We start from the raw sequence: 23910 nt of genomic DNA on the forward strand, positions 1-23910 counted from the left end.
ACGGGGGCACAGGGCCGACGGGGACTCAGTCGTCCGCTTCCTCCGCGTCGCTCTCCTCATCGAGCCCCTTCTGCAGGGCGAACCCCTCGCCCGGAGCCAGCGTGCCGAGGATCCGCTCCAGATCCTCCACGGAGGCGAACTCGACGGTGATCTTGCCCTTCTTCTGCCCCAGGTCGACCTTCACCCGGGTCTCGAAGCGGTCCGAGAGCCGGGTGGCGAGCTCAGACAGCGCCGGGGACACGAGAGCACCGGCACGCGGTTTCCGGGCGCGCTGGGCCGTCTGCGGCCGGGAGCCCATGAGGGTCACGATCTCTTCGACGTTCCGCACCGAGAGCCCCTCGGCCACGATCCGGTGGGCGAGCCGCTCCTGCTCCTCCGCGTCCTCCACGGAGAGCAGCGCGCGAGCATGACCGGCCGACAGCACACCCGCCGCCACCCGGTTCTGAACCGCCGGCGAAAGCTTCAGCAGACGCAGTGTGTTGGAGACCTGCGGACGGGACCGGCCGATTCGGTCCGCCAGCTGATCGTGCGTGCAGTTGAAGTCCTTCAGCAACTGGTCGTAGGCGGCCGCCTCTTCCAGCGGGTTCAGCTGCGCCCGGTGGAGGTTCTCCAGAAGCGCGTCCAGGAGAAGCTTCTCGTCGTCGGTGGCCCGCACGATCGCCGGGATCGCTTCCAGCCCCGCCTCACGGCAGGCCCGCCAGCGCCGCTCACCCATGATGAGCTCATAGTGCCCAGGGCCCAGCTGCCGTACGACGACCGGCTGGAGGAGACCGACCTCCTTGATGGAGATGACGAGTTCTTCCAGCGCGTACTCATCGAAGACCACACGCGGCTGCTGCGGGTTCGGCGTGATCGCATCGAGGGGGATCTCGGCGAAGTACGCCCCGATGGGCGGCCCGGGCGTCTCCACGACGTCGAAGGCCGACGGCTCCTCTGTTTCACGTGAAACAGCCGGCAGTGTGGCCACCTTCGCCGCTGCCACCCCGCGGTCGGAGTTCAGGCCCGGGACAGTCGCCGGGGCCGTCGATCCGGCCACTGCGGTCTGTGCCGGCGTCTTCTCCGTAGGGGCGGCAGGGATCAGTGCGGCGAGACCACGGCCCAACCCCCTCCGTCGCTCATTCACTGGATCCCCTCCACCATGCTCGGATTGTTCTGTGCGCCGATATGGGCGTGGGTGGCGTCGTAGCTGATGCCCACACCTCTCAGCGCGATCTCTCGGGCCGCCTCAAGATAGGAGAGGGCACCGCTCGATCCTGGATCGTAGGTCAGCACCGTCTGCCCATAGCTCGGCGCCTCGGAGATACGGACCGAGCGAGGAATGCTCGTCCGCAGCACCTCGTCACCGAAGTGGGTGCGCACCTCGTCGGCGACCTGGGACGCCAGGCGCGTCCGGCCGTCGTACATGGTGAGCAGGATGGTCGACACATGCAGGGCGGGGTTGAGGTGCCCCCGCACCAGATCGACGTTACGCAGCAGCTGCCCCAGCCCCTCCAGTGCGTAGTACTCGCACTGGATCGGGATCAGGACCTCCGCACCCGCCACCATCGCGTTGACCGTCAGCAGGCCGAGCGAGGGCGGGCAGTCGATGAGGACATAGTCCAGCGGCTGCTCATAGGCCTGGATGGCCCGCTGCAGCCGGCTCTCTCGTGCCACCAGCGACACCAGCTCGATCTCCGCACCGGCGAGATCGATGGTGGCGGGGGCACAGAAGAGGCCCTCGACATCGGGAACCGGCTGGACGACTTCCGCGAGCGGGCGGCTCTCGACCAACACGTCATAGATGGATGGAACCTCGGCGTGATGATCGATCCCCAGGGCAGTGGACGCATTGCCCTGCGGGTCGAGGTCGACGACGAGCACACGGCCGCCGTGCAGGGCCAGGGAAGCGGCAAGGTTCACGGTCGTCGTGGTCTTGCCTACCCCGCCCTTCTGGTTGGCCACCACGATGATCCGGGTTTGCTCCGGACGTGGCAGACCCTCGCCGGCGCGGCCCAGTGCCTCCACCGCCAGTTGGGCAGCACGACCGATCGGAGTGTCGTCCATCGGGGGCGGTGTTTCACGTGAAACACCCTCCCCCAAGGACTCGGTACGGGGACCGGGGACCGGATCGGCCATCGGTCCCGCGATGTTGGCGTCGGACCGCAAGGATTCACTCTCCTCGACTTCAAGCTCGCAATGAACAGAGCCTGCCATGTCTTCGGGGTCGCGAACCAGTGAGGCCTGTTGTTCTGTGGAGAAATCCACCTCTGTGGACAACTCCACTCCCGCATCGAGTGAACCGAGGGGCTTTCGTTCGCGGGGTTCGGCCGCGGCGCGACCGCGACTGATGATGCCGTGCAGCAGGGAGCGACGTTTCACGTGAAACACGATGCACAGCGCCTACGGCCGAACGGACGCGACACTCCGTCAGCGCCGGCGGCGGGCCCGTCCCGTCCGGGCGGCCTTCGCCCGTTTGGCCGCGAACCGCACGCCACCGGGACTCTCCCCGACCTCGACCCGCACCACCGTGGAGAGCGGATCGACGACGTCCTCACCGACCTGGAGGATCGAGGTGCCGACCGCGCCCAGCTTGCTCAGGGCGGTGGCCGCGCTCTTCAGCTCCTCCTCGGCGGTGTCGCCCTTGAGAGCGAGCATCTCACCGTAGGGGCGCAGCAGCGGGATGCCCCAGGTGGCCAGACGGTCGAGGGGTGCCACGGCGCGGGCGGTCACCACATGGACCGGCGGAAGCGTGCCCATGACCTCCTCGGCACGGCCACGGACCACGGTGACATGGTCCAGGCCGAGGAGCTCGACCACCTCGGTCAGGAAGTTCGTACGCCGCAGGAGCGGCTCCAGAAGAGTGATCTTCAGGTCCTCGCGCACCAGCGCCAGGGGGATGCCGGGCAGGCCGGCGCCCGAGCCCACATCGCACACGGTGACACTCTCGGGCACGACTTCGGAGAGCACCGCGCAGTTGAGGATGTGCCGCTCCCACAGGCGTGGCACCTCTCGTGGGCCGATGAGACCGCGCTGCACACCTGCCTCGGCCAGGAGCTCGGCGTACCGGACCGCATCCGCGAAGCGATCACCGAATACCTCGCGTGCCACCTCGGGCGCAGGGGGGAGCTCCGCTGCCTCCGTCACGGGGACCGTCCTTCCGTACCGCTTCGGCGCGTCCAGCGCCGACCACCAGAACAACAAGGCTGACAAAGACCGGCCCCGCCTGCGCTACAGACGGGGCCGGGGGTGACGTACGTACCGAATCTAATCGGGGAGCACGACGACGAAGCGCTGCGGCTCCTCGCCCTCGGACTCGCTGCGCAGGCCCGCGGCCTTGACCGCGTCATGGACGACCTTGCGCTCGAAGGGCGTCATGGGCTTCAGCTTCACGGGCTCGCCGCTGTTCTTGGCGTCGGCCGCGGCCTTGGCGCCCAGCTCGGAGAGCTCGGCGCGCTTCTTGGCGCGGTAGCCCGCGATGTCCAGCATCAGCCGGCTGCGGTCCCCGGTCTCCCGGTGGACGGCCAGGCGCGTCAGCTCCTGCAGCGCCTCCAGCACCTCGCCGTCCCGGCCGACCAGCTTCTGCAGATCACGGGTGCCGGAGTCGCTGATGATCGACACAGCGGCGCGGTCGGCTTCGACGTCCATGTCGATGTCGCCGTCGAGATCCGCGATGTCCAGCAGACCCTCGAGGTAGTCCGCCGCGATCTCGCCCTCCTGCTCCAGGCGGGTCAGGGTGTCTGCACCCTCGGCAGCGGAGGTGGTGCCTTCCGTCACGGGATGGGCTCCTTCTTACTTCTTGGACGGGGACTTGGGGCGCTGCGGGCCGCCCTTGCGCTGCCCGGACTGGGCCTTGCTGCGTCCGCCACCGGTACCGGCCTTGGGGGCGGTCCGCGGGGCGGCGTCGGAGGGCTTCTCGTCCTCGGGCTCGTCGGACTTGCTCAGCGAGGTCGTCTCGCCGGCCGCCTTCGGGCCGCCGGACTGGCGCTGGGACTTGGACTGCCGCTTCGGCTGCTGGCGCTTGGCGGCGGCCGCGGTCGTCGTGGTGGTGCCGTCCTCGGTCTCCACGACGGTCTGGGCGTCGCTCTTCACCACGGTGCCGTCGGCCTGGGCCGCGAGGCCCGCCTTGGTCAGACCGTTGATGAACTTGCGCTCGGCCTCGTTGCGGTCGCGGCCCTTGGCGACGATGGCCTTGATGATGGTCTTCTCGCTGCGGCGGCGGGTCTTGCCGACGTGCGTCACGTGCTTGTACAGCCGCTCCAGGTACGCGGCCTGGGCCTTGGAACCCGGGGTCGGGTTGTTGTGGATCACGTACATCTGCTGGCCCATGGTCCACACGTTGGTGGTCAGCCAGTAGACGAGGACACCGACCGGGAAATTGATGCCGAAGACGGCGAACATGACCGGGAAGACGTACATCAGCATCTTCTGCTGCTGCATGAACGGGGTCTTCACCGAGGTGTCGACGTTCTTCGTCATCAGCTGGCGCTGGGTGAAGAACTGCGAGGCCGACATCAGGACGATCATGATCGCGGTGACGACGCGGACGTCCGTGAGGGAGGCGCCGAGGGCCTGGGCCTCCGACGCGCTGTCCGTGAACTTCGCGGCCAGCGGAGCACCGAAGATGTGCGCCTTCTGCGCGCTCTCCAGCAGGCTCTGGTTGATCACGCCGATGGTGTCACCGTTCGCGATGCCGTTGAGCACGTGGTAGAGGGCGAAGAAGAACGGGGACTGCGCCAGGATGGGAAGGCACGAGGAGAGCGGGTTGGTGCCCGTCTCCTTGTACAGCTTCATCATCTCTTCGGACTGACGCTGCTTGTCGTTCTTGTAGCGCTCCTGGATCTTCTTCATCTCGGGCTGGAGCGTCTGCATGGCCCGGGTCGCCTTGATCTGCTTCACGAAGAGCGGGATCAGGCAGATGCGGATCAGGATCACCAGAGACACGATCGACAGGCCCCAGGCCCATCCGGTGTCAGGGCCGAAGATCTTGCCGTACACCGTGTGGAACTGGACGATGACCCAGGAAACGGGTGTCGTGATGAAGCTGAAGAGGCTGGCAATCGTGTCCACTAATCATGCTCCTTGGGCATGGGACGGGGTCTCTGCGGCCGGGCTCGAGGAGAGCTCGGTGGCCGTTTCGGCGGCGGAGGTCCCGCCCCTGCGTGCACGCCAGGCGTCGCGCAGCATTTCGTGCCACCGCGGGCGCTTCCGCGGCGGGACATGGTCCACACCCCCCAGCGACCACGGGTTGCACCGCAGGATGCGCCACGCGGTGAGTGCCGTTCCCTTGATCGCGCCGTGCCGGTCGATGGCCGTGTACCCGTAGTGGGAACACGACGGGTAGTACTTGCAGACCGGCCCGAGCAGCGGACTGATCGTCCACTGGTAGAGCTTGATCAGGGCCAGCAGCGGGTACTTCATCGCGCGCCCCCTCCCAGCAGCCGTTGAAGGGCGGCATCAAGGTCTTGGGCCAGCTGTGCGTGGTCGGCGTCGCCCGCACCGGGCAGCGCCCGTACGACTACCAGGCTACCGGGGGGCAACAGAACGACTCGGTCGCGCATCAGATGACGCAGTCTGCGCTTCACCTTGTTGCGTACGACCGCCCCGCCCACAGCCTTGCTCACGACGAAACCCGCACGCGTCGGGGGAGCGCTCTCCCCAGGCGCGTGCGGGTCCATGGCACCGCTTCGAAGATGGACGACGAGAGTCGGACGGCCAGCCCGACGACCCCGTCGTACTGCGGTCGCGAAGTCTTCGCGCCGCCTCAGCCGATGCTCGGTAGGCAGCACGACGTCATGACCTGATCAGGCTCAGGCGGACAGGTTCGCGCGACCCTTGCTGCGGCGGTTCGCGAGAATCGCGCGGCCGGCACGGGTGCGCATCCGCAGGCGGAAGCCGTGGGTCTTGGCGCGACGACGGTTGTTCGGCTGGAAGGTGCGCTTGCTCACTCGGGGGCTCCAGAAATCAAATCGGTGTGGCGGGTGCCGTCCTGGCTGTCACCGTGCGCCCACGAGTAGCTCTCGTTACGCCCGAGTGCACCGCTTCCCGATCACCTGACGCGATCTGTGCCCATCGGAGGCAGGCGGCAGCAGCCATCGACAACTCGACCTGGTTACGGTACGCGCGGCTGCGCCATCCGGTCAAACCAGGGGTCACCGGGAGACACTATCCACAGCCTGGGGACAACAACTTGAACCGCAGCCGTCGGCCTGACTACCGTGGCCGGACTCCGATTCGTTCCTTTGACCCCCGGTTCCCAACCCGTCCCGCAACCACACGTGCGTGGGACCCCCCACGAGAGAGCGTGCCCTGTGGCTGACGTACCTGCCGATCTTGCCGCAGTGTGGCCACGCGTACTGGAGCAGCTCCTCGGTGAGGGCCGTGGCCAGGGTGTCGAGGTGAAGGACGAGCACTGGATCCGGCGCTGCCAGCCGCTGGCGCTGGTCGCCGACACGGCCCTGCTCGCCGTGCCGAACGAATTCGCCAAGGGCGTACTGGAGGGCCGGCTGGCCCCGATCGTCAGCGAGACCCTGAGCCGTGAGTGCGGCCGCCCGATCCGTATCGCGATCACCGTGGACGACTCCGTCGGCGAGCCCCCGGCCCCGCCGGCGCCCCCGGTCCAGCAGCAGCCGAAGCCGCGCTACGAGGAGCCCGAACTCCCGTCCGGCCCGTACGACAGCCCGTACGACGAGCCCAAGGGCCGCTACGACAGCACGTACGACAATTCCTATGACAGCCCGTACGACGGGAGCTACGGCCGGCACCGCGCCGAGCAGCGCCCGGGGCACTCCGGCGAGGACCCGCGCGGGGAGCAGCTGCCGACCGCGCGGCCCGCGTACCCGTCGGAGTACCAGCGCCCGGAGCCCGGCGCCTGGCCGCGGCCGCAGCAGGACGAGTACGGCTGGCAGCAGCAGCGGCTCGGTTTCCCGGAGCGTGATCCGTACGCCTCGCCGTCGCAGGACTCCTACGGTCCCCCGGCCCAGGACCCCTACAGGTCGCCGTCGCAGGCCCCCTACCCCCAGGACTCCTACGGTCAGCCGCCGCAGGACTACCGGCCGCAGTCGATGGAGCGGCCGCCGTACGACCCCGCCCCCTACGAGCAGAAGCGGCCCGAGTACGACCAGCGGGACGCGGGCCGGCGGGAGCTGCCCGAGCCGTCGGCAGGTTCCGGGCCGCCGCAGCGGCCCGGCGCGCCGGGAGTGCCCGGGGCGCCGGCCTCGCCGTCGCCGTCGGTGGGCGGGCCCGGTGAGCCGACGGCCCGGCTGAACCCGAAGTACCTCTTCGACACGTTCGTCATCGGCGCGTCCAACCGCTTCGCGCACGCGGCCGCGGTCGCCGTGGCCGAGGCGCCCGCGAAGGCCTACAACCCCCTCTTCATCTACGGCGAGTCGGGGCTCGGCAAGACGCACCTGCTGCACGCGATCGGACACTACGCGCGGAGCCTGTATCCCGGCACGCGTGTGCGGTACGTCAGCTCGGAGGAGTTCACCAACGAGTTCATCAACTCCATCCGCGACGGCAAGGGCGACAGCTTCCGCAAGCGGTACCGGGAGATGGACATCCTGCTCGTCGACGACATCCAGTTCCTCGCGGACAAGGAGTCGACGCAGGAGGAGTTCTTCCACACCTTCAACACGCTCCACAACGCCAACAAGCAGATCGTGCTGTCCAGCGACCGGCCGCCCAAGCAACTGGTGACGCTGGAGGACCGGCTGCGGAACCGTTTCGAGTGGGGTCTGATCACCGACGTCCAGCCGCCCGAGCTGGAGACGCGGATCGCGATCCTGCGCAAGAAGGCGGTGCAGGAGCAGCTCAACGCCCCGCCGGAGGTGCTGGAGTTCATCGCCTCGCGGATCTCGCGCAACATCCGTGAGCTGGAGGGCGCGCTGATCCGGGTGACCGCGTTCGCCTCGCTCAACCGGCAGCCGGTGGACCTGGGGCTGACGGAGATCGTCCTGAAGGACCTGATCCCCGGCGGCGAGGACTCGGCGCCCGAGATCACCTCGACGGCCATCATGAGCGCCACCGCCGACTACTTCGGCCTCACGGTCGAGGACCTGTGCGGGACCTCGCGCGGGCGGGCGCTGGTGACGGCCCGGCAGATCGCCATGTACCTGTGCCGCGAGCTGACGGACCTCTCGCTGCCGAAGATCGGCGCGCTGTTCGGCGGCCGGGACCACACCACGGTCATGCACGCCGACCGCAAGATCCGCAATCTGATGGCCGAGCGGCGCTCCATCTACAACCAGGTGACCGAGCTGACCAACCGCATCAAGGCCGGCTGACCGCCGTACGACGCCACGGAGGGCGCCCCGGGAACCGATCCCGGGGCGCCCTCTGCGTGTCCGGGTGAGCCCCTGGCGCGTCGTGTCCGGGTGAGCCCGTGACGCGTCCCCGCAGAAGCCCGTCACGCGTCCCCGCAGAACCCCTTGGCGCGTCCGCGCGGGAGCCTTGGCGCGTCCGCGCGGAAGCCTTGGCGCGTGTCCAGGAGAGCCGTGACGCGTGTCCAGGGAAGCCGTGACACCTCGCCGGAGGGGCCCGGGGGCGCCCGTGCGTCCGGGCCGCCCGTCATCCGCTGTTCGATTTCCGGCCGGGTTACGGCCACTCTCCACAGATTCGGTGACTTTTTGCCGTCCACACCCTGGGGACCCGGAAGTTGTCCAGACTGTATCCACAGGCGAGCCTGTGGGAGGAGCATCGAGCCAGGTCAACAGGTTGTGGATTCGTGGACGAAGGACGTCCACAGGCTGTGGACAAAAAATTGATCCACAGGCTGTGCACGAAGTTGTCCACCGGCAACCCACAGGCTGCGGCCGGTTGTCCCCAGCGATCAGCGGTTTCTCCACATGCCTGTCCACTGTTCGGCAAGCTGACGCGCCTCCTCACCGGGTCGAGTGAAAGGCGTCACACGAAGTTGCCGGGTTGGCCTGTGGGAAAGGTGGGTAAAGCTGGGGACGGCGCTGGGGAGAACTCGCCCCTCCCTGTGCACGGAGTGTGCAGAACTTTCTGTTCTCCACAGACGGGCCCGGTTGTCCACCGCCTCCGCCCACAGGGCCAGTGGATAAAAAATCGCCTCTGAGCTGCGAAAACAGGGTTATCCACGGTATCCACAGGCCCTACTACTACTGACAACTAGAGAGAGCTCGGAATCCGTTTCGAAGTGGGGCCTGTGCACAACTCGCCCTCCGGCGTCCGGCTGCCCCTCGTCACGACTTGACCTCGAGAGGCACCTACTGTCAGTGCGGTGCGTCAGACTGGTCCCCGGTGGTCCTTCCCTTCGCCGGGGCCGATCACACCGACACCAGACGACCAAGCCAGGCAGGCCGAGAAGCGCCGGCAACAGCAGGAGGCGGCAAGAGTGAAGATCCGGGTGGAACGCGACGTACTCGCGGAGGCAGTGGCCTGGGCGGCGCGCAGCCTCCCGGCCCGTCCGCCGGCGCCTGTCCTCGCGGGCCTGCTGCTGAAGGCCGAGGACGGCGCCCTGAGCCTCTCCAGCTTCGACTACGAGGTCTCCGCGCGCGTGTCCGTGGAGGCCGAGGTCGAGGAGGAGGGCACAGTCCTCGTCTCCGGCCGCCTGCTCGCGGACATCTGCCGCGCCCTCCCCAACCGGCCGGTGGAGATTTCCACAGACGGTGTACGGGCGACCGTGGTCTGCGGCTCCTCGCGGTTCACCCTCCACACCCTGCCCGTGGAGGAGTACCCGTCGCTGCCCCAGATGCCGAACGCGACGGGCACCGTCCCCGGTGAGGTCTTCGCCTCCGCCGCCGCCCAGGTCGCCATCGCCGCAGGCCGTGACGACACCCTGCCGGTGCTCACCGGTGTGCGCATCGAGATCGAGGGCGACACGGTCACCCTCGCCTCCACCGACCGCTACCGCTTCGCGGTCCGTGAGTTCCTGTGGAAGCCGGAGAACCCGGACGCCTCCGCGGTCGCCCTGGTGCCCGCCAAGACGCTCCTGGACACCGCCAAGGCGCTCACGAGCGGCGACAGCGTCATCCTGGCGCTCTCCGGCTCGGGCTCGGGCGAGGGCCTGATCGGTTTCGAGGGCGCGGGCCGCCGGACGACCACCCGTCTCCTCGAGGGCGATCTGCCGAAGTACCGCACGCTGTTCCCGACGGAGTTCAACTCCGTCGCCGTGATCGAGACCGCCCCCTTCGTGGAGGCCGTCAAGCGTGTGGCCCTGGTCGCCGAGCGCAACACCCCGGTGCGGCTCAGCTTCGAGCAGGGCGTGCTCATCCTGGAGGCCGGCTCCAGCGACGACGCACAGGCTGTGGAAAGGGTCGACGCCCAGCTGGAGGGCGACGACATCTCGATCGCCTTCAACCCGACCTTCCTGCTGGACGGCCTGAGCGCGATCGACTCCCCCGTCGCCCAGCTGTCCTTCACGACGTCCACCAAGCCCGCGCTGCTCAGCGGCAGGCCGGCGCTGGACGCCGAGGCGGACGACGCCTACAAGTACCTGATCATGCCGGTGCGACTGAGCGGCTGAGCAGCCGGTGTTGTCCACAGGCCGTGGAGAACCGACTCCCGGCCTGTGGGCAAACCCGCAGGTGAGCCCGCATGTGGGGCCGTACGTCTGAGCGCGTATGCCCACAGGTGTGCGTGACCGTCCGGGTTTAGGCTCGGACATGGGTACGAAGGTGCCCCACACGCCACACAGCGACCTAAGGAACAACTGATGGAGCTCGGTCTCGTCGGCCTCGGCAAGATGGGCGGCAACATGCGCGAGCGGATCCGCCGCGCGGGCCACACCGTCGTCGGATACGACCGCAACCCGGACCTCGCCGATGTCCACAGCCTCGAAGAACTTGTGGGCAAGCTCAAGGGCCCGCGCGTGGTGTGGGTGATGGTCCCGGCCGGTGCGGCCACCCAGTCGACGATCGACGAGCTGGCCGAGCTGCTGGAGCCCGGCGACGTCGTCGTGGACGGCGGCAACTCCCGCTGGACGGACGACGAGAAGCACGCCGAGGAACTGGCGGCCAAGGGCATCGGCTTCGTCGACTGCGGCGTCTCCGGCGGCGTCTGGGGCCTGGAGAACGGCTACGCGCTGATGTACGGCGGCGACGCGGAGAACGTCGCCAAGGTGCAGCCGGTCTTCGACGCGCTCAAGCCCGAGGGCGACTTCGGCTCGGTGCACGCCGGCAAGGTCGGCGCCGGCCACTTCGCCAAGATGGTCCACAACGGCATCGAGTACGCCATGATGCAGGCCTACGCCGAGGGCTGGGAGCTGCTGGAGAAGGTCGACTCCGTCACGGACGTGCGCGAGGTCTTCCGCTCCTGGCAGGAGGGCACGGTCATCCGGTCCTGGCTGCTCGACCTCGCGGTCAACGCCCTCGACGAGGACGAGCACCTCGACAAGCTGAAGGGCTTCGCCCAGGACTCCGGCGAGGGCCGCTGGACGGTCGAGGCCGCCATCGACAACGCCGTGCCGCTGCCCACGATCACGGCCTCGCTGTTCGCGCGGTTCTCCTCCCGCCAGGAGGACTCCCCGCAGATGAAGATGATCGCGGCGCTGCGCAACCAGTTCGGCGGCCACGCGGTCGAGACGAAGTAACAACCCGAGAACCCTGGGGGAGGTCGGCGAACGACCATGCACGTCACGCATCTGTCGCTGGCCGACTTCCGCTCCTACGCCCGGGCCGAGGTCCCGCTCGACCCGGGCGTCACCGCCTTCGTCGGCCCCAACGGGCAGGGCAAGACCAACCTCGTCGAGGCCGTCGGCTATCTCGCCACCCTCGGCAGCCACCGGGTCGCCTCCGACGCGCCCCTGGTCCGCATGGGCGCCGACCGCGCGATCATCCGCGCGCAGGTCCGGCAGGGCGAGCGGCAGCAGCTCGTCGAGCTGGAGCTCAACCCCGGCAAGTCCAACCGCGCCCGCATCAACCGGTCCTCGCAGGTCAGACCTCGGGACGTGCTGGGCATCGTACGGACCGTGCTGTTCGCGCCCGAGGACCTCGCGCTGGTCAAGGGGGATCCCGGGGAGCGGCGGCGGTTCCTGGACGAGCTGATCACGGCCCGTTCCCCGCGCATGGCGGGTGTGCGGTCCGACTACGAGCGGGTCCTCAAGCAGCGCAACACCCTGCTGAAGTCGGCGGCCCTCGCCCGGCGGCACGGCGGGCGGTCCATGGACCTGTCGACGCTCGACGTGTGGGACCAGCATCTCGCGCGCGCGGGCGCCGAGCTGCTCGCCCAGCGGCTCGACCTGGTCGCGGCGATCCAGCCGCTCGCCGACAAGGCGTACGAACAGCTGGCGCCCGGCGGGGGGCCGCTGGCCCTGGAGTACCGGCCGTCGGCGCCCGGTGAGGCGCACACGCGCGAGGATCTCCACGCGCAGCTGATGGCGGCGCTCGCGGACGTCCGCAAGCAGGAGATCGAGCGGGGCGTCACCCTCGTAGGACCTCATCGGGACGATCTGCTGCTCAAACTCGGTCAGCTGCCGGCCAAGGGGTACGCCTCCCACGGCGAGTCCTGGTCGTACGCGCTGGCGCTGCGGCTGGCCTCCTACGACCTGCTGCGGGCCGAGGGCAACGAGCCGGTGCTGGTGCTCGACGACGTCTTCGCCGAGCTGGACGCGCGCCGCCGGGAGCGGCTGGCCGAGCTGGTCGCGCCGGGCGAACAGGTCCTGGTGACCGCGGCGGTCGACGACGACGTACCGCATGTGCTGAGCGGGGCGCGGTACGCGGTCGCGGACGGGACGGTGGAACGCGTATGACCGAGCAGGAGCCCCGCACCACACCCGAGCCCCCCGACGTCCGCCGCAAGACACCCGAGCCCTCCGGCGTCGACCTCGCGCGCGTGGCGCTGCGGGCGGCGCGCGAGCAGGCACGCGCGCGGGGGGACGCCGCGCAGCAGAAGAAGCAGGCGCGCCGCGGGGGCGGTCTGCGCTCCGGCGCGCGGGCGGACGGACGCGACCCCATGGCGCTCGGCGCGGCGATCAACCGGCTGCTGACCGAGCGCGGCTGGGAGGCGCCGGCGGCCGTGGGCGGGGTGATGGGGCGCTGGCCCGAGATCGTCGGCGAGGACGTGGCCAAGCACTGTGTGCCCGAGCGCTACGACGAGGACGAGCGGGTCCTCGTGGTGCGCTGCGACTCCACGGCCTGGGCGACGAACCTGCGGCTGCTGGCCCCGACCCTGGTCGCCCGGCTCAACGAGGATCTCGGGCACGGCCGGGTCAGACAGATCAAGGTGCAGGGCCCGGGCGGCCCCGTGCGTCGTTACGGCCCGCTGCGCGCCCCCGGATCCACCGGCCCCGGCGATACATACGGGTGATCTGCGTCACGTGGAGACGGCCGGGGCGGCACGCGCGTACCGCCCCGGCCGTCTTTTCGTCTGTCCGGAGGGCGCCCGGAGGATGCCCGCAGGTGGGCGCCGTCCTTCGCCCACAGCCTGTGGACAAGCGCTCAAACCGCCCGCACACGGGGCCGATTTCCCGCGATTTCCGACCTGACCCGTCGGTAGCCAAGGGTTGACACCCGGAAGCGCTGAGTGCCTCCGTGAGCCCCTTGAAGCCCCCTTCCGTATATCGGGACCCGTCGGAGACCGGTTGAGGGCGGCACATCCGGACTCAGGTACCGGCAAACCCCCATCACTGTCAGTGCTACCGGTAGACTGGAAGCCAATCCCGCCCCAATCGTGGGGACCGCCCGGGACAAGCTGAGCAACGCTGATCAAGGCGTTACCAACGCAACATGCCGCAGCCGCTCCGGCAACCTGCCGGGGAGCCTGGCTCGTGCTGTGCCAGAAAGGGCGCTTCGTGGCCGATTCCGGCAACCCCAACGAGAACAACCCGTCCACCGACGCCGGCGCGAACGGCGAGGTCACCGCCTCGTACGACGCCAGCGCCATCACCGTCCTCGAGGGCCTGGACGCGGTCCGCAAGCGCCCCGGTATGTACATCGGCTCCACGGGCGAGCGTGGCCTCCACCACCTCGTGTACGAGGTGGTGGACAACTCCGTCGACGAGGCACTGGCCGGCCACGCGGACACCATCGACATCACGATCCTGGCCGACGGCGGCATCCGCGTCATCGACAACGGCCGCGGCATCCCGGTCGGCATCGTGCCCTCCGAGGGCAAGCCGGCCGTCGAGGTCGTGCTGACCGTGCTGCACGCGGGCGGCAAGTTCGGCGGCGGCGGCTACGCGGTCTCCGGCGGTCTGCACGGCGTCGGCGTCTCGGTCGTGAACGCCCTGTCGTCGAAGGTCGCTGTCGAGGTGAGGACCGACGGCCACCGCTGGACGCAGGACTACAAGATGGGCGTCCCCACGGCGCCCCTCGCCCAGCACGAGGCCATCACGGAGACCGGCACCTCGGTCACCTTCTGGGCCGACCAGGACATCTTCGAGACCACCGAGTACTCGTTCGAGACGCTCTCCCGGCGCTTCCAGGAGATGGCGTTCCTCAACAAGGGTTTGACGATCAAACTCACGGACGAGCGCGAGTCGGCGAAGGCCGTCACCGGTGCGGACGAGGCGGGCGCCGACGAGAAGTCCGAGGTCAAGACCGTCACGTACCACTACGAGGGCGGCATCGTCGACTTCGTGAAGTACCTCAACTCCCGCAAGGGCGAAGCGGTGCACCCGACGGTGATCGACCTCGAGGCCGAGGACAAGGAGCGCGCCCTCTCCCTCGAGGTCGCGATGCAGTGGAACAGCGGTTACAGCGAGGGCGTGTACTCCTTCGCCAACATCATCCACACGCATGAGGGCGGCACCCACGAGGAGGGCTTCCGCGCGGCCCTGACCAACCTGGTCAACAAGTACGCGCGCGACAAGAAGCTGCTGCGCGAGAAGGACGACAACCTCACGGGCGACGACATCCGCGAGGGTCTGACCGCGATCATCTCGGTCAAGCTGAGCGAGCCGCAGTTCGAGGGCCAGACCAAGACCAAGCTGGGCAACACCGAGGCCAAGACCTTCGTCCAGAAGGCGGTCTACGAGCACCTCCAGGACTGGCTGGACCGCAACCCGGTCGAGGCGGCGGACATCGTCCGCAAGGGCATCCAGGCGGCCACCGCGCGCGTGGCGGCCCGCAAGGCCCGCGACCTGACCCGGCGCAAGGGCCTGCTGGAGAGCGCCTCGCTCCCGGGCAAGCTCTCCGACTGCCAGTCGAACGACCCCACCAAGTGCGAGATCTTCATCGTCGAGGGTGACTCCGCCGGCGGCTCGGCCAAGTCCGGCCGCAACCCGCAGTACCAGGCGATCCTCCCGATCCGCGGCAAGATCCTCAACGTCGAGAAGGCCAGGATCGACAAGATCCTGCAGAACCAGGAGATCCAGGCGCTGATCTCCGCCTTCGGCACGGGTGTGCACGAGGACTTCGACATCGAGAAGCTCCGCTATCACAAGATCATCCTGATGGCGGACGCCGACGTCGACGGCCAGCACATCAGCACCCTGCTGCTGACTTTCCTGTTCCGCTTCATGCGGCCGCTGGTCGAGGCCGGGCACGTCTACCTCTCCCGCCCCCCGCTCTACAAGATCAAGTGGGGCCGGGACGACATCGAGTACGCCTACTCGGACCGCGAGCGCGACGCGCTGATCGAGATGGGCCGCCAGCGTGGCAAGCGCGTCCGCGAGGACTCGATCCAGCGCTTCAAGGGTCTCGGCGAGATGAACGCCGAGGAACTGCGCGTGACCACGATGGACCAGGAGCACCGGGTCCTCGGCCAGGTCACCCTGGACGACGCCGCCCAGGCCGACGACCTGTTCTCGGTCCTCATGGGCGAGGACGTCGAGGCCCGCCGCCAGTTCATCCAGCGCAACGCCAAGGACGTCCGCTTCCTCGACATCTGAGTCGGTCTCAGCTGACCGCACCAGGAAGGATCTTCACCAGCAATGGCCGACGAGAACACTCCCGTCACCCCTGAAGAGGGCGGCGAAGTCGCGATGCGCGTCGAGCCCGTCGGGCTCGAGACGGAGATGCAGCGCTCGTACCTGGACTACGCGATGTCCGTCATCGTGTCCCGCGCGCTGCCCGACGTCCGCGACGGTCTCAAGCCCGTCCACCGCCGCGTCCTGTACGCCATGTACGACGGCGGCTACCGCCCCGAGCGCGGCTTCTACAAGTGCGCCCGCGTCGTCGGCGACGTCATGGGCAACTACCACCCCCACGGCGACTCCTCGATCTACGACGCCCTGGTGCGCCTCGCCCAGCCGTGGTCGATGCGCATGCCGCTCGTCGACTCCAACGGCAACTTCGGCTCCCCGGGCAACGACCCGGCGGCCGCCATGCGGTACACCGAGTGCAAGATGGCGCCGCTGTCCATGGAGATGGTCCGTGACATCGACGAGGAGACCGTCGACTTCACGGACAACTACGACGGCCGCTCCCAGGAGCCGACCGTCCTGCCCGCCCGCTTCCCGAACCTGCTGATCAACGGCTCGGCCGGGATCGCGGTCGGTATGGCGACCAACATCCCCTCGCACAACCTGCGCGAGGTCGCGGCCGGCGCCCAGTGGTACCTGGAGAACCCGGAAGCCAGTCACGAGGAGCTGCTCGACGCGCTGATCGAGCGCATCAAGGGCCCCGACTTCCCGACCGGCGCCCTGGTCGTCGGCCGCAAGGGCATCGAGGAGGCGTACCGCACGGGCCGTGGCTCGATCACCATGCGCGCGGTCGTCGAGGTCGAGGAGATCCAGAACCGCCAGTGCCTGGTGGTCACCGAACTGCCGTACCAGGTCAACCCGGACAATCTCGCGCAGAAGATCGCCGACCTGGTGAAGGACGGCAAGATCGGCGGCATCGCGGACGTCCGCGACGAGACGTCGTCCCGCACCGGCCAGCGCCTCGTGATCGTCCTGAAGCGGGACGCGGTCGCCAAGGTCGTCCTGAACAACCTCTACAAGCACACGGACCTGCAGTCCAACTTCGGCGCCAACATGCTGGCCCTGGTCGACGGCGTCCCGCGCACCCTCTCACTGGACGCGTTCATCCGCCACTGGGTGACGCACCAGATCGAGGTCATCGTCCGCCGTACGCGCTTCCGGCTGCGCAAGGCGGAGGAGCGCGCGCACATCCTGCGCGGCCTGCTGAAGGCCCTGGACGCCATCGACGAGGTCATCGCGCTGATCCGGCGCAGCGACACCGTCGACATCGCGCGCACGGGCCTGATGGAGCTCCTGGAGATCGACGAGATCCAGGCGAACGCCATCCTCGAGATGCAGCTGCGCCGACTGGCCGCCCTGGAGCGCCGGAAGATCATCCAGGAGCACGACGAACTCCAGGCGAAGATCCGGGAGTACAACGACATCCTGGCCTCGCCGGTCCGCCAGCGCGGCATCGTCAGCGAGGAACTCGCCGCGATCGTCGAGAAGTACGGCGACGACCGCAAGACGATGCTGGTGCCCTACGACGGTGACATGTCCATCGAGGACCTGATCGCCGAGGAGGACATCGTCGTCACCGTCACGCGCGGCGGCTATGTCAAGCGCACCAAGGCGGACGACTACCGCGCCCAGAAGCGCGGCGGCAAGGGCGTGCGGGGCGCGAAGCTGAAGGAAGACGACATCGTCGACCACTTCTTCGTCTCCACCACGCACCACTGGCTGCTGTTCTTCACCAACAAGGGCCGTGTGTACCGCGCGAAGGCGTACGAACTGCCCGACGCCGGCCGGGACGCGCGCGGCCAGCACGTCGCGAACCTGCTGGCCTTCCAGCCGGACGAGGCGATCGCCGAGATCCTCGCCATCCGCGACTACGAGGCGGCGCCGTACCTGGTACTCGCCACCAAGGGCGGCTTGGTCAAGAAGACGCCGCTGAAGGATTACGATTCGCCCCGTTCCGGCGGTGTCATCGCGATCAACCTCCGTGAGACGGAGGACGGTTCCGACGACGAACTGATCGGTGCCGAACTCGTCTCGGCGGACGACGATCTGCTGCTGATCAGCAAGAAGGCACAGTCGATCCGCTTCACGGCCACGGACGAAACGCTCCGCCCCATGGGCCGCGCCACCTCGGGTGTCAAGGGCATGAGCTTCCGCGAGGGCGACGAGCTCCTCTCGATGAATGTTGTTCGACCCGGTACGTTCGTGTTCACTGCCACAGACGGCGGGTACGCGAAGCGGACCGGCGTCGACGAGTACCGCGTCCAGGGCCGCGGCGGCCTCGGTATCAAGGCCGCCAAGATCGTGGAGGACCGCGGTTCGCTCGTCGGCGCGCTGGTGGTCGAGGAGACCGACGAGATCCTCGCCATCACGTTGTCGGGTGGTGTGATTCGTACGCGAGTCAACGAGGTCAGGGAGACGGGCCGTGACACCATGGGCGTCCAACTGATCAACCTGGGCAAGCGCGATGCCGTCGTCGGTATCGCACGTAACGCCGAGGCGGGGCGCGAGGCGGAGGAGGTCGACGGCGACGTGGCCGTGGACGAGACCGCCGAGGGCGCCGCCACCAGCGGCACGGACGAGGGTGAGGCGCCCTCGGCCGAGTAGGCACGAGGAGTGAGTCATCGTGAGCGGAGCCACGGGCGCCGGTACTTCTGCCGGCACGGACAAGAACGGCGGCGGCCGTGGCTCCGCCGCGCCGGAGGGGGACGCGCGCACGACCAGCGCGCGGGGCGCGGAGGGACGTGAGCAGGACACGCACACGACCCAGCTGAAGGCGATCAAGCCGGCGGCCGCCGACGCCCCCTCCTCCTCGCCCGACACGCAAGGATCCAAGGGATCCCAGGGGGGAACCGTGACGGACACCCGTGGTCCGCAGGCCCAGCAGCCGGCCTCACCGCTGCCCGGCGACCGGCAGGCCCCGCAGCCTGCCGCGGCGCCGTACCACCCGCCGCAGGCCTACCCGACCCAGGCGACGCCGCCGGGCACGGTACGGCGTCCGCGCACCGGCGCCGGCGCGCGCACCGTGCCGCGGGTGCGCAAGGCACGGCTGCGGGTCGCGAAGGCCGACCCGTGGTCGGTGATGAAGGTCAGCTTCCTGCTGTCGATCGCGCTCGGCATCTGCACGATCGTGGCGGCGGCGGTGCTGTGGATGGTCATGGACGCGATGGGCGTCTTCTCGACGGTCGGCGGCACCATCTCCGAGGCCACCGGTTCCAACGAGTCCAACGGCTTCGACCTGCAGTCCTTCCTCTCCCTCCCGCACGTCCTGATGTTCACGGCGGTCATCGCGGTCATCGACGTCGTCCTGGCGACGGCCCTCGCGACCCTCGGCGCGTTCATCTACAACCTCTCCGCCGGCTTCGTCGGCGGCGTGGAGCTGACGCTCGCCGAGGACGAGTGAGCTGCGCCTAAACCCGCCGTGGGCGGTCCCCCGACAACCGATTTTGGGACTGCCCACGTCGTGCGCTAATCTTCAGGAGTCAGCGCGCGGGACACACACCGCAGAGCGCGGCGGGGCTATAGCTCAGTTGGTTAGAGCGCATCCCTGATAAGGATGAGGCCACAGGTTCAAATCCTGTTAGCCCCACAGTGGAAAGACCCCTGGTTCGGATGAACCGGGGGTCTTTTGTGTTGGTGGTGGGGGGAGGGTGGGCATGAGAAAGGCCCGGTCGCTGGCGACGGGGGATGCACCAGCGACCGGGCTTGGGCCAAGGCTAACAAGGGTGGTTGATCAACGGGAGGCGACTGGTCGGGCGGAGTGGGGAGTTGTGATCGGGATCACTTCGGGGTCAGGTGGGGCACGGAGGATCGTACGAGAGGCGGGGGAGGTACTCGTGCCACTTCTCGGCGGTGAGGACGTTGCGGGTGGTGGCGCAGATGTGGGTGATGGCCTGGTCGACGTCGAGGTTCCAGAGGCGGACCGTGTCGGCGCCGCTGGAGACGCCCAGCATGCGGCTGTTGGGGCTGAAGGAGAGGAAGTTGCCGGTCTTGGCGTTGGGGCTCATCGACTGGCCGATGGGGGAGGCGTCGGAGGGGGTGCGGACGTTCCAGAGGCGGACCGTGTTGTCGTTGCCGCCGGAGGCCAGCGTGCCGCCGTCCTGGCTGAACGTCAGGGAGACCACCGCCTCGGTGTGACCGGTGAGGGGGGAGCCCAGGCCGCCCGCCCGGGAGAGGTCCGTGATGTCCCAGAGGCGGACCGTGTCGTCGTCGCTGCCGGAGGCGAGGGTCCTGCCGTCGGGGCTGTAGGCGAGGGCGTTGACCGGGCCCGAGTGGCCCTTGAGGGGTTTGCCGATGCCTGTCGTGCGGCTCGGGTTCGTCACGTTCCAGAGGCGGATCGTGGCGTCCGCGCTGCCGGAGGCCAGGGTCTTGCCGTCCGGGCTGAAGGCCAGGGCGTTGACATAGCCGCGGTGGCCGGTGAGCGGGGTGCCCAGGGGGGTGACATGGGCGGGGTCGGCCACGTTCCACAGCTGGATCGTGCGGTCGTCGTAGCCGGTCGCCAGGGTTCGGCCGTCGGGGCTGTACGCGAGCGCGTCCGGGCCCGTGAAGCGGGTGCGCAGGGTGATCGGCGCGCCGTGGGAGACGGGATGGGACGGGTCGGTGACGTCGTAGAGGTGGACCGCCCGGTTGTCGGTCAGCACGGCGAGGGTGCGGCCGTCGGGGGAGAAGACCAGGGAGCGGTAGCCGCCGTCCGCGGCCATGAACGGCTTGCCGAGCGGTTCCGGGCGGTCGGGGCGCGCCACGTTCCACAGCCGGATGCGTCCGTCGCGGGCCGCCGTGCCGAGCACCCGCCCGTCCGGGCGGAAGGCGCCGGTGCGGCCGATCATGTCCGCGGTGGGGACGGACCACAGCCGGATCTTGTTGTCGCCGCTGCCGGTGGCGAGGGTGGTGCCGTCCGGGCTGAAGCCCAGCGCGTACATCTCGCCGCTGCTGCCCGCGAGCGGCTCGCCGACCTGGGAGGGGTACGCCGGGTCGCTGACGTTCCAGAGGATGGCCGTGCTGTCCGCGCTGGCGCCGGCGAGCAGTGAGCCGTCCGGGGAGAAGGACACCGACCAGACCGGGCCGGTGTGGCCGGTGAGCGGGGCGCCGAGGGAGCTCGCGTGCGCGGGGTCGGACACCTTCCACAGCCGGACGGTGTCGTCCGAGCTGCCGGAGGCGAGGGTTCTGCCGTCCGGGCTGAACGCCAGGGAGTGGACCGTGCCGTCATGCCCGGTCAGCGGCTCGCCCAGCGGGCGCGGCCGACCGGGGTCGGCCGTGTTCCACAGGCGTACGGCGCTGTCGTCGCCGCCGGTCGCGAGCGTACGGCCGTCGGGGCTGAACGCCACGGAGCGTACGGCGGCGCTGTGGCCGGTCAGCGTGGCGAGGGCCGTCGGCGCGGCCGGGTCGGCCACGTTCCACAGGCGCACCCTGCTGTCCTCGTTGGCGGAGACCAGCGTGCGGCCGTCGGGGCTGAAGGCGACCAGGTAGACCGTGCCGCCGTGGGCCTGGAGGGGCTTGCCGAGGGGGCGGGGCGCGGTGGGCTCGCGTACGTCCCACAGACGGACCGTGCCGTCGTCGCCGGCGCTGGCGAGCGTATGGCCGTCGGGGCTGAAGACCGCGCTGCTCACCCAGCTGGTGTGGCCCTTGAGCGGCTTGCCCAGGGGTTTGGGGCGGGCGGGGTCGGCCAGGCTCCACAGCCGGACCGTGCGGTCGTAGCTGGCGGTGGCGAGGAGCTTGCCGTCGGGGCTGAAGGAGGTGAGGTAGACGGCGCCGGTGTGGCCGAGGAGCGGGGTGGCCAGGGGGGCGTTGACGATCGAGATCAGCCGGTTGCGGGCGCCCTCGTCGTCGGGGCGCAGCCGGTGGGCGACCAGGTCGAGCTGGGCGGACAGCGACGGGTCCGTGTACTGCACCCGGTCGGCCTCGGCGACCACCTGTTCGAACACGGCGTCGTTGCGCTGCTGCCAGGCGACGACCGCCGCGCCGACCGCGAGCAGGGACAGCACCACCAGGGCGGAGACGGCGCCGCGGCTGATCCAGACCGTGCGCCGGCGCAGCCGTACCGAGGCGGCCAGGAAGTCCACCGCGCTGCGGGTGAGGAAGGTGTCGCCGGCCGACCTCGCCCAGGTGTGCGCCTGTTCGAGCCGTGAGCCCCGGTAGAGCAGCGAGGAGTCGCGGTGCGAGCCCTCCCAGGCCCGGCCGTCCTCCTCCAGGCGCTGGCGCAGCAGATGGTCGCTGCGGTCCTCGTCGATCCACTCGCGCAGCCGCGGCCACGCGGTCAGCAGCGCCTCGTGGGTGATCTCCACGGACTCCGCGTCCAGGGTCACCAGCCGGGCGCGCACCAGCGCCTCCAGGGACTCCTCGGTCGCGCCGGGGTCGGTGGACTCCTGCGCCAGCTGACGGCGGGTGCCGCGGCGCCGGGTGGCCTGGGTGTCCTCGCCGAGCCGGACCAGCCGGAGCAGCAGCAGCCGCGCGGCCGTGCGGGCGGCCGGGTCGAGGCCGGACCAGGCCCGTTCGGCGGTGGCGGCGACCGCGCCCTGGATACCGCCGGCGGCGCGGTAGCCGGCGAGGGTCAGTCGGCCGGCCTTGCGGCGCTGCCAGGTGGCGAGCAGGGCGTGCGAGAGCAGCGGCAGCACACCGGCGTCGGCGCCGCGCGGGCCGTCGGCGCTGACCTCGCGGACGATGAGCTCCGCGAGGCCCGGTTCGAGCTCCAGGCCCACGGCCTTCGCGGGACCGGTGACCGCCTCGCGCAGCTCGGTCGTGGTGAGCGGGCCGAGGACCATGTGCCGGTGCTGGAGGGCGTCGGCGAGTTCGGGGTGGGCGAGGCACTGCTCGTAGAAGTCGGCGCGGATGCCGAGCACGACCAGCACCGGGGCCCGCTCCCCCGCGCCCGGTGTGGCCGCGGCGTGCAGCAGCTGGACGAAGAGCCGTCGGCTCGCCTCGTCGGAACAGAGGGTGAAGACCTCCTCGAACTGGTCCACGACGACGACCGCCTGGCCGCTACCGGGCGCCGTACGGCGGGCCCAGACGGTGACGGCCTCCCGCACCGAGCGCGCGAACCGCAGCGAAACGGGGTCGGAGTGCTCGTGGGTGCCCTGGACGAGGGGCGCGAGCTCGGGGATCCGGGCGGTCAGCTCGGCGAGGGGGTCGGCACCGGGGACGAGATGCAGGATGTCCTCCTGCGGTACGCCCGCCTCAATCGCCTCAATCGCCTCATCCGCCCCGTCGGCGAGTGCCCCGTCGCGCAGCGCGGGCACCAGGCCGGCGCTGAGCAGGGAGGACTTGCCCGCGCCGGAGGCGCCGACCAGCATCACCGGGCCGCCCGTGCGCCGGGCCGCGCGCAGTTGGGCGACGAGGGCCTCGGTGCTGCGTTCCCGGCCGAAGAACCAGCGGGCGTCCTGCTGCCGGTAGGAGGCCAGGCCCCGGTAGGGGCACACGCTCCCCGGAACGGTGGACTCGGCCGAGCCGGGGCCCGAGCCCGGACCAGGGCCCGAGCCCGCGGCGGTCTGCTCCCCCTCCGTCTCCTCGGCGGGCGCGGTGCCCTCGCCGGCCGCGACCGGGTCGGCCAGCGCGCGTTCCCACAGCCGCTGCCACTGGGTCATGTCGTACAGGCCGGGGGAGACGGGGACGGGCCGGGCGCGGCGAGCCTCGGGTATCAGGACATGGAGGACGGCGGCGAGGGCGACGAAGTGGGCGGGGACGTTCCGTGCCCGGCGCCAGTCGCTGATCCGCTGGGCCGACACCCGCACCGGGCGCCCGCGCTCGTCGACCCGCCGCAGCCGGGCGACCGCCTCGGACACGCGTTTGAGGGGCGGGTTGCCGGCCTCCCTGTAGAGGAGCGCGAGGCGTTCCGCGAAGGCTGTGCGCGCCCCTGAGTCGGAACTCAAGGCCTCCACCCCTTTACTTCCCTCGCACCTGGAATCCGGACCGGAAAACTCACTTTATACGGCTGACCTGCGGCGACGAGGGGTGCCCGAGGTCGGGACCCTCCTCGCCGCAAGCCGTAGCTGGCAGGATCCGAAGGGCAACCGGACGGCACCCGCACCGTTCGGCAGCGGTCCGCACGAGGGGAGGGACCGGTGCCGAACGGTGCGGCGCGCGCGATGGCGTAGGCAGTGCGCACCGGTCACTTTCCG

The 23910-nt window shown here is 69.7% G+C and carries 17 protein-coding genes and 1 tRNA gene; 9 read left to right on the plus strand and 9 right to left on the minus strand.

All coding sequences use genetic code 11. From position 1 onward, the window contains the following. Positions 1 to 25 precede the first annotated feature (25 nt). The 8 genes from ABZ464_RS14400 to rpmH form a co-directional block, all read right to left on the minus strand. The gene (locus tag ABZ464_RS14400) at positions 26 to 1123 is read right to left on the minus strand and encodes a ParB/RepB/Spo0J family partition protein (protein WP_359275832.1); all 1098 of its coding nucleotides are present in this window, start codon (positions 1121 to 1123) and stop codon (positions 26 to 28) included. After that, positions 1120 to 2193 carry an AAA family ATPase gene (locus ABZ464_RS14405; protein WP_359276187.1) on the minus strand — a complete coding sequence of 358 codons (1074 nt, stop codon included), beginning with the start codon at positions 2191 to 2193 and terminating at the stop codon, positions 1120 to 1122. Before ABZ464_RS14405 ends, ABZ464_RS14400 begins: the two co-directional genes overlap by 4 nt. A gap of 213 nt (positions 2194 to 2406) precedes the next feature. Then, positions 2407 to 3123, minus strand: coding sequence for a 16S rRNA (guanine(527)-N(7))-methyltransferase RsmG (gene rsmG / locus ABZ464_RS14410; RefSeq protein ID WP_359275835.1), 717 nt, complete (start codon positions 3121 to 3123; stop codon positions 2407 to 2409). A 120-nt stretch (positions 3124 to 3243) separates the two neighbouring features. Beyond that, positions 3244 to 3753, minus strand: a complete 510-nt coding sequence (locus ABZ464_RS14415) for a R3H domain-containing nucleic acid-binding protein (RefSeq protein ID WP_055632124.1) — start codon at positions 3751 to 3753, stop codon at positions 3244 to 3246. Between the two features lie 15 nt (positions 3754 to 3768). Beyond that, positions 3769 to 5046, minus strand: a complete 1278-nt coding sequence (yidC, locus tag ABZ464_RS14420) for a membrane protein insertase YidC (RefSeq protein WP_359275838.1) — start codon at positions 5044 to 5046, stop codon at positions 3769 to 3771. A 3-nt stretch (positions 5047 to 5049) separates the two neighbouring features. Next, positions 5050 to 5397, minus strand: coding sequence for a membrane protein insertion efficiency factor YidD (gene yidD, locus ABZ464_RS14425; protein WP_359275841.1), 348 nt, complete (start codon positions 5395 to 5397; stop codon positions 5050 to 5052). Beyond that, on the minus strand, positions 5394 to 5765 hold the full coding sequence (rnpA, locus tag ABZ464_RS14430; protein WP_359275843.1) for a ribonuclease P protein component: 372 nt from the start codon (positions 5763 to 5765) through the stop codon (positions 5394 to 5396). Before rnpA ends, yidD begins: the two co-directional genes overlap by 4 nt. A gap of 21 nt (positions 5766 to 5786) precedes the next feature. After that, positions 5787 to 5924, minus strand: coding sequence for a 50S ribosomal protein L34 (gene rpmH, locus ABZ464_RS14435; protein WP_018846094.1), 138 nt, complete (start codon positions 5922 to 5924; stop codon positions 5787 to 5789). A 363-nt stretch (positions 5925 to 6287) separates the two neighbouring features. On the opposite strand from rpmH, the gene dnaA reads away from it, so the two are divergent. The 9 genes from dnaA to ABZ464_RS14480 all read left to right on the plus strand — a co-directional run bounded on the left by dnaA (position 6288) and on the right by ABZ464_RS14480 (position 19388). Further along, a complete protein-coding gene (gene dnaA / locus ABZ464_RS14440; protein ID WP_359275845.1) occupies positions 6288 to 8261 on the plus strand; it encodes a chromosomal replication initiator protein DnaA in 1974 nt (657 codons plus the stop codon). Positions 8262 to 9334: 1073 nt separating this feature from the next. Beyond that, positions 9335 to 10465, plus strand: a complete 1131-nt coding sequence (gene dnaN / locus ABZ464_RS14445; protein ID WP_359275848.1) for a DNA polymerase III subunit beta — start codon at positions 9335 to 9337, stop codon at positions 10463 to 10465. Positions 10466 to 10654: 189 nt separating this feature from the next. Then, a complete protein-coding gene (gnd, locus tag ABZ464_RS14450) occupies positions 10655 to 11530 on the plus strand; it encodes a phosphogluconate dehydrogenase (NAD(+)-dependent, decarboxylating) (RefSeq protein WP_359275851.1) in 876 nt (291 codons plus the stop codon). Positions 11531 to 11566: 36 nt separating this feature from the next. Further along, a complete protein-coding gene (gene recF / locus ABZ464_RS14455; RefSeq protein WP_359275854.1) occupies positions 11567 to 12688 on the plus strand; it encodes a DNA replication/repair protein RecF in 1122 nt (373 codons plus the stop codon). Beyond that, positions 12685 to 13245, plus strand: coding sequence for a DciA family protein (locus ABZ464_RS14460; RefSeq protein WP_359275856.1), 561 nt, complete (start codon positions 12685 to 12687; stop codon positions 13243 to 13245). The genes recF and ABZ464_RS14460 overlap by 4 nt, the downstream gene beginning before the upstream one ends. Before the next feature lie 460 nt (positions 13246 to 13705). Next, positions 13706 to 15769: a DNA topoisomerase (ATP-hydrolyzing) subunit B gene (gene gyrB, locus ABZ464_RS14465; protein ID WP_359275858.1), complete on the plus strand. Its 2064-nt coding sequence runs from the start codon at positions 13706 to 13708 to the stop codon at positions 15767 to 15769. 42 nt (positions 15770 to 15811) lie between these two features. Next, positions 15812 to 18406 carry a DNA gyrase subunit A gene (gene gyrA, locus ABZ464_RS14470; protein WP_359275861.1) on the plus strand — a complete coding sequence of 865 codons (2595 nt, stop codon included), beginning with the start codon at positions 15812 to 15814 and terminating at the stop codon, positions 18404 to 18406. Between the two features lie 19 nt (positions 18407 to 18425). Next, positions 18426 to 19202 (plus strand): DUF3566 domain-containing protein, encoded by a 777-nt coding sequence (locus ABZ464_RS14475; RefSeq protein WP_359275864.1) that lies wholly within the window; start codon positions 18426 to 18428, stop codon positions 19200 to 19202. 112 nt (positions 19203 to 19314) lie between these two features. After that, positions 19315 to 19388 (plus strand) — tRNA-Ile (locus ABZ464_RS14480). 202 nt (positions 19389 to 19590) lie between these two features. Here the strand turns inward: ABZ464_RS14480 and ABZ464_RS14485 are convergent. Beyond that, positions 19591 to 23670, minus strand: coding sequence for an AAA family ATPase (locus ABZ464_RS14485; protein ID WP_359275867.1), 4080 nt, complete (start codon positions 23668 to 23670; stop codon positions 19591 to 19593). Positions 23671 to 23910: the final 240 nt, after the last annotated feature.

The organism is Streptomyces sp. NPDC005820, from assembly GCF_040630255.1.
GTDB lineage: Bacteria > Actinomycetota > Actinomycetes > Streptomycetales > Streptomycetaceae > Streptomyces.

What these genes read in the sequence shown, in the direction of transcription:
- ABZ464_RS14405 (WP_359276187.1), bottom strand. Translation starts at nt 2,193, where the DNA reads ATGGCAGGCTCTGTTCATTGCGAGCTTGAAGTCGAGGAGAGTGAATCC.
- yidD (WP_359275841.1), bottom strand. Translation starts at nt 5,397, where the DNA reads ATGAAGTACCCGCTGCTGGCCCTGATCAAGCTCTACCAGTGGACGATC.
- gnd (WP_359275851.1), top strand. Translation starts at nt 10,655, where the DNA reads ATGGAGCTCGGTCTCGTCGGCCTCGGCAAGATGGGCGGCAACATGCGC.
- recF (WP_359275854.1), top strand. Translation starts at nt 11,567, where the DNA reads ATGCACGTCACGCATCTGTCGCTGGCCGACTTCCGCTCCTACGCCCGG.
- ABZ464_RS14460 (WP_359275856.1), top strand. Translation starts at nt 12,685, where the DNA reads ATGACCGAGCAGGAGCCCCGCACCACACCCGAGCCCCCCGACGTCCGC.
- gyrA (WP_359275861.1), top strand. Translation starts at nt 15,812, where the DNA reads ATGGCCGACGAGAACACTCCCGTCACCCCTGAAGAGGGCGGCGAAGTC.